Annotated in this window: 16 protein-coding genes and 1 riboswitch; of the genes, 5 read left to right on the forward strand and 11 right to left on the reverse strand. The window is 49.3% G+C overall.

Annotated features, from left to right (window positions below):
- Window positions 1-50 precede the first annotated feature (50 nt).
- The 10 genes from IQ268_RS27380 to IQ268_RS27425 all read right to left on the reverse strand — a co-directional run bounded on the left by IQ268_RS27380 (window position 51) and on the right by IQ268_RS27425 (window position 12610).
- Window positions 51-350 carry an energy-coupling factor ABC transporter substrate-binding protein gene (locus IQ268_RS27380; RefSeq protein ID WP_193885823.1) on the reverse strand — a complete coding sequence of 100 codons (300 nt, stop codon included), beginning with the start codon at window positions 348-350 and terminating at the stop codon, window positions 51-53.
- Between the two features lie 3 nt (window positions 351-353).
- Window positions 354-1112 carry an energy-coupling factor ABC transporter permease gene (locus IQ268_RS27385; protein ID WP_193885825.1) on the reverse strand — a complete coding sequence of 253 codons (759 nt, stop codon included), beginning with the start codon at window positions 1110-1112 and terminating at the stop codon, window positions 354-356.
- 20 nt (window positions 1113-1132) lie between these two features.
- Window positions 1133-1340, reverse strand: a riboswitch (cobalamin riboswitch).
- An 87-nt stretch (window positions 1341-1427) separates the two neighbouring features.
- Window positions 1428-1715, reverse strand: a complete 288-nt coding sequence (locus tag IQ268_RS27390) for a tetratricopeptide repeat protein (RefSeq protein WP_193885827.1) — start codon at window positions 1713-1715, stop codon at window positions 1428-1430.
- Window positions 1716-1752: 37 nt separating this feature from the next.
- Entirely contained in the window at window positions 1753-2751 is a 999-nt protein-coding gene (locus IQ268_RS27395) for a GTP-binding protein (protein WP_228035780.1), read from the reverse strand.
- Between the two features lie 70 nt (window positions 2752-2821).
- On the reverse strand, window positions 2822-4498 hold the full coding sequence (locus IQ268_RS27400) for a hypothetical protein (RefSeq protein WP_193885828.1): 1677 nt from the start codon (window positions 4496-4498) through the stop codon (window positions 2822-2824).
- Window positions 4499-4619: 121 nt separating this feature from the next.
- Window positions 4620-4946: a hypothetical protein gene (locus IQ268_RS27405; protein ID WP_193885829.1), complete on the reverse strand. Its 327-nt coding sequence runs from the start codon at window positions 4944-4946 to the stop codon at window positions 4620-4622.
- A gap of 14 nt (window positions 4947-4960) precedes the next feature.
- Window positions 4961-6502: a hypothetical protein gene (locus IQ268_RS27410; RefSeq protein WP_193885830.1), complete on the reverse strand. Its 1542-nt coding sequence runs from the start codon at window positions 6500-6502 to the stop codon at window positions 4961-4963.
- A gap of 304 nt (window positions 6503-6806) precedes the next feature.
- Window positions 6807-7889 (reverse strand): aliphatic amidase, encoded by a 1083-nt coding sequence (locus tag IQ268_RS27415; protein ID WP_193885831.1) that lies wholly within the window; start codon window positions 7887-7889, stop codon window positions 6807-6809.
- A 683-nt stretch (window positions 7890-8572) separates the two neighbouring features.
- Window positions 8573-9757: a MarR family transcriptional regulator gene (locus tag IQ268_RS27420; RefSeq protein ID WP_193885832.1), complete on the reverse strand. Its 1185-nt coding sequence runs from the start codon at window positions 9755-9757 to the stop codon at window positions 8573-8575.
- Between the two features lie 42 nt (window positions 9758-9799).
- Window positions 9800-12610 carry an ATP-binding protein gene (locus IQ268_RS27425; protein ID WP_193885833.1) on the reverse strand — a complete coding sequence of 937 codons (2811 nt, stop codon included), beginning with the start codon at window positions 12608-12610 and terminating at the stop codon, window positions 9800-9802.
- 797 nt (window positions 12611-13407) lie between these two features.
- Here IQ268_RS27425 and IQ268_RS27430 point away from each other — a divergent pair.
- From IQ268_RS27430 to urtE, 5 genes are all read left to right on the forward strand, one after another.
- Window positions 13408-14796 (forward strand): ABC transporter substrate-binding protein, encoded by a 1389-nt coding sequence (locus IQ268_RS27430; protein WP_193885834.1) that lies wholly within the window; start codon window positions 13408-13410, stop codon window positions 14794-14796.
- A gap of 111 nt (window positions 14797-14907) precedes the next feature.
- Window positions 14908-15882 (forward strand): urea ABC transporter permease subunit UrtB, encoded by a 975-nt coding sequence (gene urtB, locus IQ268_RS27435; protein ID WP_193885836.1) that lies wholly within the window; start codon window positions 14908-14910, stop codon window positions 15880-15882.
- Between the two features lie 65 nt (window positions 15883-15947).
- Complete coding sequence (urtC, locus tag IQ268_RS27440) at window positions 15948-17138, forward strand: urea ABC transporter permease subunit UrtC (protein ID WP_193885838.1); 1191 nt, start codon at window positions 15948-15950, stop codon at window positions 17136-17138.
- A 137-nt stretch (window positions 17139-17275) separates the two neighbouring features.
- Entirely contained in the window at window positions 17276-18034 is a 759-nt protein-coding gene (urtD, locus tag IQ268_RS27445) for an urea ABC transporter ATP-binding protein UrtD (protein WP_193885840.1), read from the forward strand.
- Window positions 18018-18725 (forward strand): urea ABC transporter ATP-binding subunit UrtE, encoded by a 708-nt coding sequence (gene urtE / locus IQ268_RS27450; protein ID WP_193885865.1) that lies wholly within the window; start codon window positions 18018-18020, stop codon window positions 18723-18725. The genes urtD and urtE overlap by 17 nt, the downstream gene beginning before the upstream one ends.
- Before the next feature lie 334 nt (window positions 18726-19059).
- On the opposite strand, the gene nifT is transcribed toward urtE, so the two are convergent.
- Window positions 19060-19263 carry a putative nitrogen fixation protein NifT gene (gene nifT / locus IQ268_RS27455; protein ID WP_193885842.1) on the reverse strand — a complete coding sequence of 68 codons (204 nt, stop codon included), beginning with the start codon at window positions 19261-19263 and terminating at the stop codon, window positions 19060-19062.

A 19263-nucleotide genomic window follows, 5' to 3' on the forward strand; every position in this document is an offset into this window, starting at 1 on the left:
GGCAAAGCCCCCAAGGCTGTTTGCCTCACAACCACCGTCCCACTAACGAATCATTCCCGCTTCTCGAACCGTTTCGTCCGCCCGCGATACAGCCCAATCACATACCCAATCACCCCAGCTCCTAGCGCAGCTTGAGAGGAAAACAACAAACTTTCTACTTCTCCACTCGGCGGCTCAAAAAAGTGGTTAAACCACGGTTCATAATTAGGAGCCAGTTCCCCAATCGCTTCCTCCGCCTCACCATCCGCACCTGCATATTCACCCCGAACAAAAACGAGCGGAAAAACGGCAATCGCCAGAACCGCGATCGCCAGCAGCCAATTTTGCGTAGCCAATGACCTCTTTTGCATCACTTAATTCTCCTGTTTCAGCAGCTTCAGGGTTTCCAGTTCCTCACGACCGTAAGATTGCAGCCAGTTCCAAACCAGCACCGTCAACAACCCTTCTGCGATCGCCAGCGGTACCTGAGTCACAGCAAAGATACCTGCAAATTTAATAAATGCTCCCATCACGCCACCGCTAGCCGCCGGGAACGCCAGAGCTAACTGAACAGAAGTCGTGACATAGGTCAGTAAATCGGCCAGAGCAGCGGCCACAAAAATAGCAACCGATTGCTGTCCCGTTCGCAACACCAAACGATAAATGCCGAAAGCCACAAACGGACCAACGATCGCCATCGAAAACAGGTTTGCTCCCAGCGTCGTCAACCCACCATGCGCCAGCAACACCGCTTGAAACAGCAGCACCAACCCACCCAAAACCGACATCACCGCAGGCCCAAACAAAATTGCCCCCAGGCCAGTTCCAGTCGGATGAGAACAACTGCCCGTCACAGAAGGAATCTTCAGCGCCGATAACACAAACGTAAACGCTCCTGCCAGAGCCAGCAGCAGCTTTAACTCAGGATTTTGCTTTGTAATGCGCGTGAGCGATCGTAACCCCAGCCAAAAAAACGGTAGCGAAACCATCCACCAAAAAATAGCCCACTGCACCGGCAAAAACCCTTCTGCAATGTGCATCGCCTGAGCTGGTGTTGCGGAACCCAACACAATATAGCCACTCAAGCCAGCCATTAGCACCAGACTGACCCAGTTTCGATGTCGTGTCTTCATACTGTACCTCGCAGATAAGACGATGTAGCGTTACGATCGGCAGGCATTCTGGCTTGAGTGAGGTTTGAATTTTGAACTTTAAAGGTTGAGCTAATCCACTTCAACTCAAGACTTAAAACTCAGAACTCCGACCTTCGTTCACAGTTGCGGGACAGCGGTAGAATCACACTACACTTTCCCTGTTTCCTCTGACGGTACTCCGTCAGAACCGAGTCGTTGACTCAGCATACCTGATTGGGAAAAGGGTAAGGATATTTCAACCCATAAACGACACATGCTTAAACAACAATCGATGGTAACAATAGCAGTTGGCTTCTACCCTCGAAGCCTTTGAAGCATATTTAAGGAATATTGGTGTTCTTTTAATTTTCCCTGATTGAGATAAAGGGTTGCCGCACGTTGACAATCCGCGATCGCCCCTGGCAGATCTCCTAGCCTGTAGTGAGCAACACATCGGTGACCATGCGCCTCCGCATCATCTGGATCGAGGTGTAGTGCCTGATTAAAACTCTCGATCGCCCCTTTGTGATTGCCCTGACGGCATTGGTCTATGCCATTTCTCAAGACCTTAGCCTGATCCAAAAGCTGATTCGCTTGTTGCATAAACCTCTCTCCACTGAGGCTGATGGATTGAAATGGATTACTTTCCTGCCATGATGCACTTTTCAAACCCTTCAACAAACTCATCTCGGTTGAGGTCGCGCCCAATGACCACTAGCTGGCTGATCTTTTCTTCATCGGGTTTCCACAGTCTATCTCGACGCATCGAGGTGAGCATTCGCACACTCTGAAACAGCACCCGCTCTGCAAAACCTTGGGCATAAAACAACCCTTTGGTACGATAGAGGTCTTCTCCCTTTTCTTGCGCCAGGGCGTTCATCCACAGCATAAATTTGTTCATATCAATGGGTTTGGTTTCGGTAAGGGCAAAAGAGCCGATCGCCGCATCATGCTCATGCTCCAGATCCTCCAAAAACATCGGATCGACTTCTAGCTTGGCTTCCAGATCAAACGCACCCGTTCCTAAAATCAACGGCAGATCCACCACGCTAAATTTAGTGTGATAAATTTTAGCGATCGGGTTGAGCGTGCGGATGTGCTGCTCGATTTGGGCGATCGCTTCCGGTGAAACCAGATCGGTTTTGTTGATCAAAATAATGTCAGCAAACGCAACCTGCTCTTGCGCTTCGTGGCTATCGGCAAGATTCCGCTGCAAGTTAGGAGCATCTACCACCGTAACAAACGCATCAAGGTTAAACTTTGCCTTAATTTCGTCGGCCACAATAAACGTGGAGGCAACCGGAGCCGGATCGGCCAGTCCTGTCGTTTCGATCAACACAGCATCCAGTTCCGCCCGCTGCATCAAATCTTCCAGAGTACGAACCAGATCCCCTCGCACAGTACAGCACAGGCAGCCATTGTTGAACTCTACTAACTGTTCCTCGTTATCGGACACCATCAATTGACCGTCAATGCCAATCTCGCCAAATTCATTGACAATCACAGCCACTTTTTGACCATGCTGTCCCTCTAAAATGTGGTTAATTAGTGTTGTTTTTCCTGAACCCAAAAATCCGGTAACCACTGTAACCGGAACGCGCTGCTGGACGTTTCCCTGGCGACCCTGTTGCATGACCATCGTTGTGACTCCTATTCAAACTGGAACAGATCTCCAACGTTTGCAGGACGTTGGAGATCTTGTCGCTTCACTAGATCGATTTCACCGCCTGAGCATCAGCCGGAATTGACACAACGGTTTTAGTCATTGCTGCAATTCCTTGCTCCAGGATGTCTCGTCGTGAGGTCGGAATGACAGCATCCCCGCGAAGCTGATCGTAGGGAACGACAATCCAACACGCACAACCCCAGAGACACTCACCCGCCATTCCCTCAAACCGAATGGCCGGTTCAGACATCATCACACCCAGATCCATCAACCAGGAGTGGTGCAGCAGCTTTTGATCCCAACTGAGGGTATCGTACAGGTCACGGCTCTCGAAGAAAGTGATGAAGTCGGTTTTGGCAACCCCTGGCAGCATGATGTCAGCAAAGGCGGTCAGGTGATCGAAGAACTCGCGATGAGTCACGTTCATCGCAGAATCCTCAGACTCGACCAGGAACGTTGACATCACTTCTTTGAACTTGTCATCTAGCTTTTCATTCCACATCTCGCGAGGGGCATGGACAATACACTCGGCGTAGTCGGTCTTGAAGCCTTCCTTTAGCCCTGCATAGTCTGGGATGTGACCAATCCACTCACTAATGACACTGCGCCACTTGCTCAGCGGTTCACCGGGTAACACCTGCACCGCCGGGTGCGTAAACTTGGCAATGTCATATAACGTCCAGTTGCGAGCCTTGGTGCTAATCGCTTCGTGGGGGGCAGTGGTTTGGCCAACCAGCCTGAGTGCCTTGAAGATGGTGCGACCGTAGTCATCCAGCGCAATCCGCATGAACGCATCGGCTACAAACTTGTGGGTGACTTGCAAGCGCATCCGATCGCGCTCGCTGGGTACCCCCGTCCCCGTGTACTTCGACAGCCGCTGGTAGGAGTTCTCTGTGGCTAGTGCAAAGAAACCACCCGTAAACGGGTTGCGGTAGAGATCGCCCCAAACGGTCGTAACACCCGCGTTTTTGTCGTCATCAAGCATACAGTCGATTTCGTTGAGCGTGGGGAAGAGACTACCATCTCTGTAGGTTTCTGGATCACCACTACAGGGCAGCTCGCCTACCCCAATCACCGGAATGCGCCGTCCCAGTTTAACGTTAGACAGGTGACGCGCCAGGTCAACCACGATGCCGCTCCCCGTACCATCGCCGATCGCAAAGCAGCACAACACCATTGAGGGCAGCTTGGTTTTATCGATACTCTTGGCAAAATCATCTAGCTCTTTCTCTAAGGGGCGATCGCCATCGTAGTAAGCCTTGCCGTAGATCGCTTTAGAAAGTGCCCGTGGAAAGTATTCGCCTGCCTTCGGAATTTCAACATTGTCGGGTAGCCAGGGTTCGTAGTTGGGGTTCCAGTAATAGCGAGGATACTCCAGCTTCAAAAACTCACGATAGCGGCGCAGCGAGGTAAACAACTCATCACGGGTAGGCACCTCTAGCGGCGCGAACCGAATTTGGGCGCGATCGGAGGGAATGCCCCGCTCTTCCAGACGCTTGAGAAAACCTTCAGCATAATCCTTCGCCTGAAACATGTCCTGCTCGCCAATATCGACGAGCAAGGCCGTAAACCGGGCACGCGGATCTTCAAGCTGATCTTCGAGATCGCCCTGGCGCAACATCGAGTCCAGCATATTCGCACCCGTCTTGCCAATCCCAACAAAATGAATGCAGTGAGGTGACTGTGACCCAGAAGCACTGTGATACATGGATTTTGACATCGATCAACCTCTGTATGTAAATTGCAAAAATGCGTACTTCAAGCCCACTGTTGATCTGGCTCAAGCCGTCTGTATAGACCTTGCAAACCATCAACAGCCAATCTAGGACATCAATTTGGGCTTAACAGGTTGGGTAGTAGCCTCGATCTTCGGTCAGAAATCCTAAGTCTTTGAGAATGTGAGCAACCGAAGTGGCTCGTTCATCCGCAACATAGATTTTGTAGTCTTCAACAAATTGGCCGGGCTGGCGATCGATCACACCTTCCTCAATCAGCGCCACACCCTTTTCAATATTGGAACGGCTCAAACTGGCTTTCCACAGCGGAGACTTAATGTAAATTTTTTCGTCGTCTACTCCTGTAATTTGAAGGATCTTGTTACCGGCTACGGTCGGAACTTCGGCACCATTGCCATATTTCTGGTTCACCAGAGACCAATCCAGTGGCATATTCTCCCGCTCCCTTACGTTTTGACGACTTCCTCAAGCTTTTCTCTTAAACCCTGCAAATCTTCTCCACGAATGGCACTGTAGGGAACCACAACCCAACAGGCACACCCCCACAAACACTCGCCCGCCATCCCTTCAAACCGAATAGCTGGCTCCGACAGCATCACGCCTAATTCCAACAACCAGGAATGTTGAAGCAGCTTCTCATCCCAGGTCTGCTCGTCGTACATCAGACGGGCATCATAAAACATGTCGAGGTTTGTTTTGCGGGCACCTGGAACGACGAACTGCACGTGCGTTTCGTCGGTAGTGCTGGGAAATTGAACCACCTCTGGTTCCAGAATGGGCGAGAAGGAAGCATTCATTTTGCTTACCAGGTCCGATAGCTTCGCATCCAGATCCGAACTCTTGGGAGCCGACACGCGAATTTCAAAGAAGTCGGGGTTAAAGGTACCTGCCATAATGCCAAGCTGACTGGGCAAGTCATCCACAGCAGACTCAAAGCTGGTAAAGCCAAACATGTGTGCCCAGCGATCGCCATACTGACTGCGTGCCGCCATATGCTGCGACGGTGGAGCACCGACCCAGTTCAGTAGTCTCATCGTTTCGTAGACATCCAGCCCTTGATTGCGGGTAAAAAAGGAGGCCAGTTCACTATTCACCCTCTGCTTCGTGATGGCCAGATCCTGCGTTTCTTGCCAGATTGGTTTTTGGGGCACCATCAGGAAGCCTGCCGTAAATGGGTTGCGATACAAATCGCCCCAAACCTGAACCACACCCTGGTTTTTCTCTTGATCCAACATGCAGTCCAATTCATTGATGGTGGGGAATAAACTACCATCTCGTTCGTACAAGGGATCACCCTCACAAGGCGCAATTCCAACCCCCAACACCAGCGCTCTGCGTCCAAATTTTACATTAGAGAGATGGCGGGCTAAATCTACCACAATGCCGCTTCCAGTACCGTCTCCTAACGCAAACACCACACACACAATCGATTGACAGGTGGCCGCATCGACACTCCTGGCAAATAGCTCTAATTCTTGATCTAAAACTCTCTCGCCTTCATAGTAGGCTTTACCATAGATGGCTTTGGCGATCGCCCGTGGAAAGGGGTTTCCTGCTTGGGGAATCTCAATGGTGTCGGGCAGCCAGGGTTCATAATTGGGGTTCCAGTAGTAGCGGGGATACTCCAGTTTGAGATACTCACGATAGCGTCGCAGTGAACTAAATAATTCATCACGACTGGGAACCTCTAGAGCCATAGTTCTAATTTGGGCGCGATCGCTGGGCAGGGTTTTGGCTAGCTCTTCTACCTGCAACAGATCCTGGTTGCCAATGTCTACAGCGAGTGCCGTAAACCGCTTGCGGCTGTCTGCCAAAAAATCATCTGGAGCCTGTCGAATCATTTGAGCAATGAAGTTGGCTCCTGCCTGACCCACACCAACCACATGTACCGCCGATGGCATCGGATTGTTATCCTTGATTCGATGCACCCCGCCCCGCTTCAATGCCTCCAATCGCTTCTTAATTCGCAGCGCTTCCTGTTGATCCATAATGAGTTCCCCCTACTCGTTAATGTTTTGCCACTGGTGAATAGCTTTGCTACGATCGCTTCAACCGATGCTCTTGATCAGATGAACATTCAATGCAAGAACTATCCCAGTTCAGAGGTGGAACGCATTCGCTGGGACAATTCAAATCTTGGGTTGTAAGGGCTAGATTGTTTCATTCCTTCGTTTCCTGAAGGATGGCAGATTAAATAACATTGACTGTTGTAGGTTGGGTTGAGTAATGAAACCCAACCTAGGTCGAAGATTTAGTCCACAATCCTAAGCATGAAACAATCTAGTCTCGAATTTAGCCTTTAACGGTAACTGGAATTGAGGCTGGTTCAGACTTTTCTGGAGTCGTCACTTTCTGTGTAGGCAGACCCTCGATCGGGCATTCTGCGGTACCAACCGTTGGACGAGTAATTGCTTCTGCTTTTTCCTTCGCTTTCTTCGGATCAAGTACCCACTCGCGATAGAACTGATAGGGACATTCCGCCATCCCTTCCGACCCATCACCCGAATTAAGCATTCCCGTGTAACCGCGATGCAGCAGCTTAAACAGGTGATTCTGAGACTGCGAATTTTTGCGGAAGTCGCGAATGGCAAATTTTGACAGAGCCGCGTACTGAATTCCCATCTCTTCTTCGCCACACTCGCCCAAAGTGCGACCATCAAAGCCAACAACAGCGGAATGACCGAAGTAGCTGTACACGCCATCAAATCCGGCAGCATTGGCAACGGCAACATAGACGTTATTCATCCACGCCATTGCTTTAGATACCATGATCTGTTGATCCTTCGCAGGATACATATACCCCTGGCAACGAACGATCAACTCTGCTCCTCTCATGGCGCAATCTCGCCAGATTTCAGGATAGTTGCCGTCATCGCAAATAATCAGGCTGATCTTTAATCCCTTTGGCCCATCTGAAACATACGTACAGTTGCCGGGATACCACCCTTCGATCGGTGTCCAGGGCATGATTTTGCGATACTTTTGTACAATCTCACCCTGATCGTTCATCAAGATCAGAGTATTGTATGGCACTTTATTGGGATGATCTTCGTGCTTCTCTCCGGTCAAGGAGAACACGCCCCAAACCTTGTTGCGAATACAAGCCTCTGAAAAGATCTGCGTTTCTTCTCCAGGAATGCTTGCCGCCGTTTCCATCATTTCTTTGGCATCGTACATAATGCCGTGGGTGGAATATTCAGGAAAGATCACCAGATCCATTCCAGGCAACCCCACCTTCATGCCATCGATCATTGAAGCAATGTTTTTGCAGTTCTCAATGACTTCTGCTTTCGTGTGTAAGCGCGGCATTTTGTAGTTAACAACTGCAACTCCAACTGCATCTTCGCTTGATGAAATATCGCCGTGATAAGACATTGAAACCTCCAGTGAGTTTTGCGTTTAAAGCGTTTAGCAACCAGTGACGAAAGAGTTGCAGAGGATTAAAAACTAAGTTTCAGTGACATTGTTCCTCTTAAAGTTCCAGCTTGCGATCGCTCTAAACCAACCATACAGCGTTGATCCAGACTTGCCGAGCAAATCAGATCTAGAACCCCAGATCAATGAAGCCGTTTGCGCTTAAAAGTACGTTTCTGCCTGACTCAGATAAACATCAAGCCAGGAAGATCACCATTTTCAAGACAATCGTGGAACTTTCAAAACGCCAATAGCGCTTCATTGAATGATGGCGCTAATTCACCATCCCGAAAAGAAATCTAAACGTCAATTGCCTCTGCGTAACCAAACCATCTCCATCACTGCGTTGGGTTTGCTGGTCTGCGATCGATTCAATGAATGCTCCTAGGAGAGCGTTCAACGGTATGTATGAATCATAAAGACTAGGATAAGTCTTATTTGTATCTAGTTTTACACTAAATAGTTAAGTTCTTAACTATTTCAGTTTTACGTAGATTTGCCGCTTCTGCGGGGCATGAATGCAGGATCACCAACTGATTGATGCGATCGCGCCAATGTGAAGACTGTGTTCCAAAAACGCAGCGAACTGTTCCCAAATCCGTTACGAGGGATACATAACCCAAAAATAGGTATGCGCCATCGGCCTACTCTGCCAGAACGGTTTCATCGAGGAGTTTAATGGCTCTAATAACCAGATTCATTAGATTCTGGCGTTCCGCTTCATCCAGAGAGTTCATTAATTCAGACATTTGATACTGATTCTGGGGGGCGATCCACTCTAGAAACTGTTGCCCCTTTGGAGTTAATTTCACCATCAGTGCCCGCCGATCGGATGGATGATCATCACGTTCTACATAACCGTCTTGCTCCAGTCCGTCTAGCAGTCCGGTCATGGCAGCGCGTGAAACGCCACACTGTTTCGCCAAAGATGACGGACTGGCACAGCGCTCCGGCTCAGTACTCAAGTAGAGCAACACGGCCAACTTGCTTTGCGAAATTCCTAACGTTGCCGAATGTTCATCCGTAATCCGCAGCACCATTCTGGCAATTCGAGCGATGATGGACATCGTATGCACTGCCCCTGACTGGTTCGGAGCATTTACGACATCATGAGTCATATCTGTGACGGCTTGACCCAGCGCTTCTATGTTTTCATGCTGCCTGGAGAGAGTGGAGGCCGATGCAGACAGCGATCGCCCCATCCAATCGTTTTCGTCCTGTAGATTGCCCTGCGGGTTGCGTTCGGGCAAACCAACCTGTCTGTACTGAGCCAGCTCTTGCTCTAGCACCTGACTGATTTCTAACGCCCGAGCCAACGTGGAGAACGCCCTTAATGCAGTGAGAACGGTGATAAACAGCTTTTGGGACGTTAGCTCTGTTTTGGTTTTGTAGTCATCAATTTCATAATTTACCGCAACCACGTCTTCAGGTGCCTGCCCTGGCTGCCCCGTTCGCAGAATGATACGGACAATCGGGTTTTCTAGCTCCTCCCGAATATAGGGGATCACCTGTAATCCGGCATCGTCTGTTTCCATCACCACATCCAGGAACACGATCGCAGTATCAGGGTGAGCCTGAATCAACTGCTTGGCTTCCTGGGCAGAGAAAGCACTGATAAACATGAGCGATTTCTCTTCAAACGCAAAGTCACTTAGCGCCAATTTCGTTACTTCGTGGACTTCAACATCATCATCCACAATTAAAATCTTCCAGTTGCCACCCTGGCTCAGTTCTGTTTCTTCGGCAAAGAACACCGCATCATCCTCCTGAGCAAAAATGCATTCATCACTCTGAGCAGTAGAAAATGAGGCTGGCGTGTTTTCTGGCATGGACGCTCCTTAGTTTCAGTTGGGTTCAATGAATGGTGTTATTTACACTTCGATGGTTAACAGTTTGATGACAAACTTCGTTCCCATTCCCAGTTGGCTTTCACACTGAATCGTACCCTTCAGCTTTCGAGTCACCAAATTGTAGACGATATGCAACCCTAAACCACTGCCGCCCTGCCCCCGTTTTGTAGTGAAAAAGGGTTCAAAGATTTTGTTCAAGTGGGCTGGGGCGATGCCGCTACCGTCATCTGCATACTCAAAAATTACCTGTTCTGCTGTTTGTTCAAAGCTCAAGGTAATACGTCCGGCGGTGCCCGGTTCATAGGCGTGAAGCAGGGAGTTCATAATCAAATTGGTGACGATTTGGGAGAAAGCACCGGGGTAGCTCGTAAGCGTAAGATGGCGATCGCCCCGCACCTCAACTTGATGGTGTGTGGCTTTAAGTTTGGGGCTAAGCTGCAACAAAATTTCTTCCAGATAATTACTGAGGTTAAAGACCCGCTTTGATTCACTGGATTGATCGACCGCGACCTGCTTAAAACTCTGGATGAGTTCGGCGGCTCGCTCCAAATTAGAAAGCGTCATCCGGCTGCTCTGTTGGGCTAAATCCAAAAACTTTTCCAGATCCGACCGTTTCATCGCACCGCTTTTGAACCGTTCAGCAAAGGCGATCGTTTTCTCCATCAACAACGAAGCCGCCGTGACCCCAATCCCAATCGGGGTGTTAACTTCATGGGCGATCCCGGCCACTAACCCACCCAACGCCGCCATTTTTTCGGTCTGAATCAGTTGAACTTCTGCCTGTTGCAAATTGTGCAGCGTTTGCTCAAGCTGTTGCGCTTTCTCTTGCAGTTGCGCTTCCGCCAAATTTCGTTCCTGTACCTCCTGCTGAAGCTGAAGGTTGCGCTCGTCCAGTTCTTCCTGCGCCAATTGGCGGCTTTCTTGAGTTAGCACCAGCCACCAGGCTCCAATGCCAATTAGCACCAGGAAAATAGCATAGACCTCTACCAAGATTGCGGCCAACTGTTGCGCCATCACGGCGGGAAGTTGAGGAACCGTAATCACCTGCTGGTAGTAAACAAGCCCCAGACTGATTCCAACTAACCCAGACAGAGGCACAAACAGCACCAGGTATTTCAGCAACCTTGCGCCTAATTGAGGCGATAGTTTCGACCGAAACACCCCCCATTTTTTGGCCGTGTGAGCCGCTGTTATCGCCTCGCCTTGGCCATCGGGCGCGATCGCTTTACAGGCATCGTGGCAGCAGGCATCGAGACTGCAACAGAGCGAGCAAATTGCATCCCCATAAATGGGACAAAACGCCATATCCTGCGGCTCATACTCCTGCTCGCAAATGCAGCAGTGGAGCGGATGAACGCTTTTAGCATAAATATCTGCACGGGCAATGTAGTATTTTCCTTTGGTTAAAAAGGCGATCGCCGGAGCCAGCACAAATGCTAACCCCAGGGCAATAAACGAGGCAAAGGCTTTAGCACCAACACCAAACACTCCCATAAACGCAGCCATTGCCACCAGCGAGGCAACCGACATTGAACCCAGACCCACCGGGTTAAAGTCGTACAGATGCGCCCGCTTGAACTCAATGTAAGGCGGACTCAACCCCAGCGGCTTGTTTACCACCAGATCCGCCACCAACGCTCCAACCCAGGCGATCGCCACATTAGAATACAGCCCCAATACAGCCTCTAGCGTCGAGAATACGCCCAACTCCATTAACAGGAGGGCGATCGCCACATTAAACACCAGCCAAACGACGCGCCCCGGATGGCTATGGGTCAGTCGCGAAAAGAAATTAGACCAGGCCAGCGACCCCGCATAGGCATTAGTAACATTGATCTTAATTTGAGACAGAATCACAAAAAAGATGGTCACAGCCAGCACTACATCCGGATTTGAGAACACATACTCAAACCCAATCAAATACATCTGAGTCGGTTCGTTGGCTTTAACAAAGCTGACCCCATGTGCGATCGCCAACGATGCTAAAAAGGCACCACCCAACTGTTTAGCACAGCCAATGAGTACCCACCCTGGCCCTGCCAGCACTACTGCCAACCACCATTTACGCTTGCTGGTGGCTTGTTGATCGGGCAAAAACCGCAGGTAGTCTACCTGTTCTCCAATTTGGGCAATCAATGAAAATGAAACGGTGGCAGCGGCTCCAAACAGCAGCGGATCAAAGCTGGCATTGCCCGCTTCCCCAGTAAAATGCACCCAATGTGAAAGGGCATCTGGCTCTTTATACAGAATACAAATATAGGGCAGCAGCATCAGCGTAAACCAGACAGGCTGGCTCCACAACTGGAGCTGGTTAATGAGCGTTACGCCAAAGAACACCAGAGGAATGATGACCAGCGCACAAACCACATAGCCAATTGGCAGCGGCAGGTTAAAATACAGCTCCAACGCTTGCGCCATCACCGCCGCTTCTAGAGCAAAGAAAATGAATGTGAATGAGGCATAAATCAGGGAAGTAATCGTGGAGCCAATGTAGCCAAACCCTGCGCCTCGCGTCAGCAAATCAATGTCAACGCTGTATTTGGCGGCATAGTAGGCGATCGGCAATCCCGTTAAAAAGATAATCACCCCAACCACGACAATCGCCCAAAAGGAATTGGCAAACCCATAGCTGATGGCCAGCGAACCGCCGATCGCCTCTAATGCTAAAAACGAAAGCCCTCCACTGGCCGTATTGGCAACCAGAATCTCCGACCACTTACGAAAGGATTTAGGCGCAAACCGCAAGGCGTAATCTTCTAGCGTTTCGCTTGCAACCCACGTGTTGTAGTCACGCCTGTCTTTAATGATCTTTGGAGTGGCAGGGAGGGGCATGGCAGGAGGTCAGCCGGAGGGATGCTGGATGTAACGTCATTCCAAATTCCAAGCAGGGGGCGATCGCAAATCGTGTCAGTAATACAAGCCTCTATTACTCTAGTAAAGTTACTCTAATAAAGTATGACTGAGGTCAACGCGATCGCTCCCTTGAATGGGCCTATTACAAATCGTTGAGTAATTGAGCAACGGTTATTACGAATCATTGAGTAGTCTTTAATCCTGCATCGTGCCCATTGCAGCCATTCCAGCGGCCAGATGTAGAACCACCCGTTTTAATCCAATCCCAACCTGATCCCAGCCTGATCCCAACCCACAGCAGAGATTCACGCATTATTTGGATGGACGCAACAGGATCAGTTTGTACAGACGGTGCCTGCCAAAATTCACCAGAATCTAAGGTGAATTCTGAGTAGATGTCATCCATCCAAAGACGAATGCCTCAGCCAAAGTAGCAAAAATGTAGCATAAAACACATTTACAAGCTAAGGATAGTTTTAACATTTCACTGAAATAAATCGACGGGTTTCACTTCAGATAGGACAACAAAGAACGAGAGATTCAATCCCAATAAAGAATTTCGTGTCGTTAACGGTAAGTTTCCATTGCCATGCTGGCAGAAAGCCTGTTTTGTCTGGTGTTGTTGGACTCTCAAGTGACTTTATCAATGGCTGAACCTGGCTGCTGCTAGTAAATTCCAGGTCGTTGGGTCGTTTTGAATGATCACAGTCGCGAAGTTGCAGCACAACACTTCGCATGTTTATCAATTTTTTAGCTGAGATTGTAAGGAGAACTCAATGGTTGAGTCGCGTGATCCTCTGGTTCGGTTCGGTAGACTAGGTCGTCGTAAGTTTATTAAGTACGGTTCGTTAGCGGTTGGGGCAGGTGTGATGACCGCCTGTACCCGTGGTGGTCCTACGACCACTGGCTCCGCTGCCGGAGGAACTGGAGCAGCGGCTTCAGGGGATGGCATCAAAGTAGGAGTGATGTATTCGACGACGGGCACCATTGCGATCGTTGAAAAGTCGCTACAAGATGCTACGTTCCTGGCAATTGAGCAGATCAACCAAGGAACAGGCCCCTGGCAAGGCAAGCAGGGCATCATGGGTAAGCAAATTGAAACGGTCGTCGTAAACCCCGACTCCAACTGGGATTTGTACAACCAGATGTCCAAGCGTCTGATTGATGAAGACCAGGTAACTTGCGTCCTGGGATGCTATACATCAGCCAGCCGCAAGTCGGTATTGCCTGTCTTTGAAGAAAAAGACTCCATCCTGTATTACCCGGTTTACTACGAGGGGAATGAGTGTAGCTCTAATGTCTTCTACACAGGAGCAGCACCCAACCAGCAAATCACAGACTCTATTCCCTACTGCTACGAAAACTTTGGGCCTAAAGGGTTCTTCATCGGTTCCGACTATATTTATCCCAAAGAGAGTAACCGGATTGCCAAGGCAGAACTGGTTAACCAGGGTGGGCAAGTGGTCGGAGACGAATATGCCGCTCTAGGAACGACCGAGTTCATCACCATCATTAACAAAATCAAGCAGGCACAACCCGATTTTGTGCTGAGCAACCTGGTGGGTGATAGTATTCCGGCTTTTTACAGACAGTTTAAGGATGCTGGAATCACTCCAGATCAGATTCCGATCATGGCGTATCCCACGACAGAGGAAGAGATTCAGGCAATGGGGGCTGAATATGCCGAGGGGCATTACAGCAGCTTTAACTACTTCCAATCGGTGGATACACCAGAGAACAAAGCATTTGTGGAGCAGTTCAAAGCCAAGTTTGGCAACAACCGGGTCACCAATGGAGTGATGGAGGCCGCTTACCTGCAAACCTTCTTTATGGCGCAAGCGATGGAGAAGATCATGGAAGAGGGCGGCGAGATCAATACAGCAAGTTTGCGAGAAGCCACTCGTGGTCAGGAGTTTAATGCTCCCCAGGGCAAGGTCAAAATTGATCCCGACAACTACCACACCTATCTCTACTCTCGGATTGGCAGGTGGAACTCCGATGGTCAGGCAGAAATTGTGTTTGCAACCCCTTCTGCGGTGAAGCCTATTCCCTGGAGTCAGGCTCTTTACAAAGGGCGGCTCTGTGTTCACCCCGCTCCGGACGATCGCTCTGACCCAACCCAGGAAACGGGCACTGACCTACAGGTTGAATATCTAGAGAGCTAAAAGAGCTAAGAAGCGCCTGGTTCTTCAACTTCAAAGCTCTGCCTGTCTCACTTAGATGCAAGGCAGAGCTTTGGTTAATTGATGTCATAGATTAGCTGGGATTTACTGAGAATGCTGGATTTTAGTGCAATACAGGTTCATACCTTTTATCTGGCTCAAGAAGCAGCAGCGACAGACACAGCAGGGGGAATCAACATTTATTCCTTTGCCAACCAATTGGTTAACGGTATTGGAATTGTAGGGGTGTTGCTGTTAACTGGCCTGGGCTTAGCTATCACGTTTGGCGTGATGCGGATTATTAATCTGGCTCATGGCGAGTTCATCATGCTTGGTGCCTATGTCACCTTCCTGATGCAATCCATGTTTCAAATGGATTTGCTGCTGACGATTCCGTTTGCCTTTTTGGGAACGGCTCTAATTGGGGCGGTGACTGAGCTAACGGTCATTCGCAGGCTGTATGGTCGCCCCCTGGAGACGCTGCTGGCAACGTGGGGTTTGAGTATTGTAATCCAGGGAGTCGTTAAGCTTATCTTCTCGGCTCAGCTAAAGTACGTAAAGTCTCCACCGTATATCACTGGAAATTTATCGCTGATCACCGGGGCAGATGGAACGCAGCTAGTTGCTATTTCATATTATCGGCTCTTTATCATTGCGATCGCCCTTTTGATGCTGGGAGTTACTCTCTATTTGCTCTACCAAACTCCGCTGGGTCGCCAGGTGAGAGCCGTGGCTCAAAATCGAGAAATGGCAAAGTGTTTGGGCGTAAATACCAGCCTGATTGATTTGCTCACGTTTGCCTACGGCTGTGGGTTGGCAGGGATTGCAGGAGCGGTAATTTCGTCCCTCAAGAGCGTTTCGCCTCCAATGGGTCAGGACTATCTGGTTGATGCCTGGATGGTGGTAGTAACGGGTGGAGTTGATAAATTGATTGGTGTTCTGGCTGGAGCCTTTTTAATTGGCGAATCGGGTTCGGCGATCGCCTACATCTTGAACGATCCGGTTGCCAGAGTCATTGTGTTAGCCGCCGTGATTGTGTTGATTCGCTATCGTCCAGAAGGATTGTTCACCGTTCAGAAGCGAGCCTAGTTAAAGGTTCAGGTCGATCGCAACTGTCTAACCAAACGTGAGTTGATATTAGTGGAGCCAGACTGATGACGCAGGTTCTAGATGGAGTTCAGCGCTCTACAGTTCCAGTGAAGTTATTAACAACCGCTGGAATTATATTCCTCATCTTTTTTATTCTGCCATTTCTCGTCGGTCAGTTTCAGACGGCGTTGATATCGAAGCTGTTGCTGTTTGGCGCTTTGGCCATTAGTCTCGATCTGGTGTGGGGCTTTACAGGTATTTTGAGCTTTGCCCACGGTGTGTTCTTCACCCTGGGCGGCTACGCAATGGCTTATTATCTGAAGCTCAATCTTTCATCCGCTAGAAACACCTATGGGGTCGATTTACCCGACTTCATGGTGTGGAATGGGTTGGAGCAATTGCCCTGGTTTATTGCTCCACTTAAGTTTTTTCCGATCGCCATCTTGGCGATGGTGTTAGTGCCTGCTGCATTTGCCTACATCATTGGCTGGTTTATCTTTCGCTCTAAAGTGAGCGGGGTTTACATCACGATCATTACGCTGGCCATTTCGTCAGCTTTGACCACCCTATTTATTAGTCAGCAGGCGTACACTGGCGGCACCAATGGAATTACGGATGTGGCCACACTGACGCTGCTGGGAATCGACTTTACCGACATCAACCTCTATTGGGTCATTCTGATTTTTACGACGCTGGTACTAGTAGGGAGCTGGTGGTTAACCCGGTCTAATCTTGGGTTAATCCTGCGTTCCATTAATGAGAATGAGCGCCGTATTTCCTATTTAGGATATGACGTTGCCAGCTTCAAGATCTTTATTTGGACGCTGTCGGCAGCGATCGCGGGCATCGCCGGAGGCTTATTTGTTCCGCTCAACAAGTTTATTTCTCCGGTTTATCTGGCGGTGGCATTTGGGACTCAGGTGGTAATTTGGGTTGCCATTGGCGGTCGAGGAACGCTGGTTGGGCCATTAGTCGCGGCTCTATTGCTGGGTCAGGTACAAAACTCTGCCGAGAGAGTCACGCAAGACTGGCAACTGATTGTTGGCGTTCTGCTGCTCGTCGTCGTCTTGTTTTTGCCGCAGGGTTTAATGGGCTTAGTGCCAAAGCGGTTTAGTGTAAACAAGTTGCTCCAGTTGCCCACGCCCAATCCGTCTGCGGGGTATATCCAAGCCCGATTTTTTGATTGGGTAACGCCGCTACAAGGGGCGGTTGGAACACTACAAGGATGGTTTAGCCGCAGAGGACGTAAACGTTAGTTGCCAATCCAGAAATGCCTCTGGTGAATACAAATCGGTCAATTTGGGCACAGTCTGTTTCATGCTTCTAGTGGTAATCTAAGACCCAATTTTGTATTCTCGGTCACTGCTATCGCTGATCGTCAAGGGTAGAAAAAATGGATGTAGTTCTGTCAGTTACGGATTTAACGGTCGTTTTTTCAGGATTTCGGGCGCTCAAGGGCATTACCTTGGAGGTGGGCGATCGCGAAGTGGTCACCATTATTGGCCCGAATGGTGCCGGTAAAAGTACCCTGCTGGATGCCATTGTTGGTAAATCGCCTGTCGCTTCAGGACATGTTTATTATCAAGGCCACGACATTACCAATAAGAGTCCGCATGAAGTGGCTCGCCTGGGAATTGGACGTAAGTTTCAAAACCCGAATGTTTACAACGAATTGACCGTTTTTGAAAACATTCTGCTGGCTCTAAAAGGAACGCACGGAATTCTTGCTTCGATTACGTCTAAATTAACCAGAGCCAAGAAAGACAAAATTGCCTGGGTTTTAGAGCGCATTGGGCTATTAGACAAAGCATTTGTCAAGGTTGCTTCTCTTTCTCATGGTCAGAAACAGTGGGTTGAGATTGGCATGGTGATTGCTCAAGATCCATCTATTGTTCTGTTAGATGAGCCGACAGCAGGAATGACATCTGATGAAACCCATCTGACTGGAGAAATCATCAAGACGATTTCGCAGGATCACTCCGTGGTGGTCATTGAGCATGATATGGACTTTGTGAAGCAAATTGCTCAACGCATCATTGTGCTGCATCAGGGCGAGAAGCTGGCAGAAGGCTCGGTCACTGAAGTGCAAAATAACTCTAAGGTTGTGGAGGTTTATCTGGGTCGTGAAAAAATTGATGTCGCCGCTGCTTGAACTCACTGATGTCACTGCTGGTTATGGGCAAACCCCTGTCCTCCTGAATATCAACCTCCATGTTGAAAAAGGGGATATGGTTTGTATTCTGGGGCGCAACGGAGTTGGTAAAACAACCCTGCTTCGTAGCATTATTGGGTTAAACAAGGTAAACAAAGGCAGCATTGTTTTTGATGCTGACGATATCACTAAAATTCCGACCTACAAGCGCAGCCGTTATGGGATTGCCTACATTCCTCAGGGACGAGAAATTATTCCCTATCTCTCTGTTTTAGACAATCTCAAGCTCGGCCTCACGGCCAACCGAAACAAGAAATCTGCCAGCCTGCTGGATGAAATATTTGAGTTCTTCCCGATGCTAAGGCAGCATCTCAAGCGGCAGGGCGGTCTTTTGAGCGGCGGTCAACAGCAACAGTTAGCGATCGCCCGAGGCTTAATGTCCGATCCGCAAATGATTTTGCTGGATGAGCCAACGGAGGGAATTCAACCGTCCATTGTCCAGGAAATTGAGGCGACGCTCAGGCGGATCAATACCGAGAAAGGCATTACAGTCATGGTGGTTGAGCAAAAAATTGATTTTGCCAGACAGCTTGCTCAACGATTTTTCATGATGGAGAAAGGCTCGGTTGTAGCTCAAGGTGATACGCGGGAACTGGATGATGCTCTGGTACACCGATACTTAGCGGTTTAGTAGCTACTGGACGGTTTAGTGATAGTGAAACCAGTGAACCAGCCTAACGGGCGATCGCTGTGAGACGACTAGTATAGCTGAACCGAAAGCATCACCGCGATCGCAACTGGTTTGAATACTCTGTTCATCTCCACATGTCTGTGGAGATTTTTGCGCCTGCCGGGACTGCTGCAGGTTTTTCGGGCGTTGCTGGATAGATGAATCGTTGAACGGTTATGCTGATTGCCCCCTACCCAAACGTTTAGGGGACTTTGAAGGTTCAGACATTCCCTATTGGGCGACAGAGCCAAATTCATACCACGATTCAGCAACGCCGTTTTTCGTATATTTAAGGCTACGCTAGCCGTTTCATTTCAATCGTTTGCGGTAACTGGAGAGGATTGGTTAAGCCAGGAGCGACCAGCTCCCAACCATTTGCCAGGGTAAACACTCTACCTGCATCCGTTTCGGATTCGGAAACCACTTCTTCTTCCAAATCTTTTTTGGCAACATAGACAAGTAAGGTTCCAGATGTATTGCGGCGTAGCATCACTTTCAT

Origin of the sequence: Oculatella sp. LEGE 06141 (assembly GCF_015207605.1) — a bacterium.
In the GTDB taxonomy this organism is placed as follows: domain Bacteria; phylum Cyanobacteriota; class Cyanobacteriia; order Elainellales; family Elainellaceae; genus Oculatella.

Coding starts and splice junctions, on each gene's coding strand:
- nifT (WP_193885842.1), bottom strand. CDS start 19,263: ATGAAAGTGATGCTACGCCGCAATACATCTGGAACCTTACTTGTCTAT.
- IQ268_RS27395 (WP_228035780.1), bottom strand. CDS start 2,751: ATGGTCATGCAACAGGGTCGCCAGGGAAACGTCCAGCAGCGCGTTCCG.
- urtE (WP_193885865.1), top strand. CDS start 18,018: ATGTCGCCGCTGCTTGAACTCACTGATGTCACTGCTGGTTATGGGCAA.
- IQ268_RS27385 (WP_193885825.1), bottom strand. CDS start 1,112: ATGAAGACACGACATCGAAACTGGGTCAGTCTGGTGCTAATGGCTGGC.
- urtC (WP_193885838.1), top strand. CDS start 15,948: ATGACGCAGGTTCTAGATGGAGTTCAGCGCTCTACAGTTCCAGTGAAG.
- IQ268_RS27420 (WP_193885832.1), bottom strand. CDS start 9,757: ATGCCAGAAAACACGCCAGCCTCATTTTCTACTGCTCAGAGTGATGAA.
- urtD (WP_193885840.1), top strand. CDS start 17,276: ATGGATGTAGTTCTGTCAGTTACGGATTTAACGGTCGTTTTTTCAGGA.
- IQ268_RS27400 (WP_193885828.1), bottom strand. CDS start 4,498: ATGTCAAAATCCATGTATCACAGTGCTTCTGGGTCACAGTCACCTCAC.
- IQ268_RS27410 (WP_193885830.1), bottom strand. CDS start 6,502: ATGGATCAACAGGAAGCGCTGCGAATTAAGAAGCGATTGGAGGCATTG.
- IQ268_RS27380 (WP_193885823.1), bottom strand. CDS start 350: ATGCAAAAGAGGTCATTGGCTACGCAAAATTGGCTGCTGGCGATCGCG.
- IQ268_RS27430 (WP_193885834.1), top strand. CDS start 13,408: ATGGTTGAGTCGCGTGATCCTCTGGTTCGGTTCGGTAGACTAGGTCGT.
- IQ268_RS27405 (WP_193885829.1), bottom strand. CDS start 4,946: ATGCCACTGGATTGGTCTCTGGTGAACCAGAAATATGGCAATGGTGCC.
- IQ268_RS27425 (WP_193885833.1), bottom strand. CDS start 12,610: ATGCCCCTCCCTGCCACTCCAAAGATCATTAAAGACAGGCGTGACTAC.
- IQ268_RS27415 (WP_193885831.1), bottom strand. CDS start 7,889: ATGTCTTATCACGGCGATATTTCATCAAGCGAAGATGCAGTTGGAGTT.
- IQ268_RS27390 (WP_193885827.1), bottom strand. CDS start 1,715: ATGCAACAAGCGAATCAGCTTTTGGATCAGGCTAAGGTCTTGAGAAAT.
- urtB (WP_193885836.1), top strand. CDS start 14,908: ATGCTGGATTTTAGTGCAATACAGGTTCATACCTTTTATCTGGCTCAA.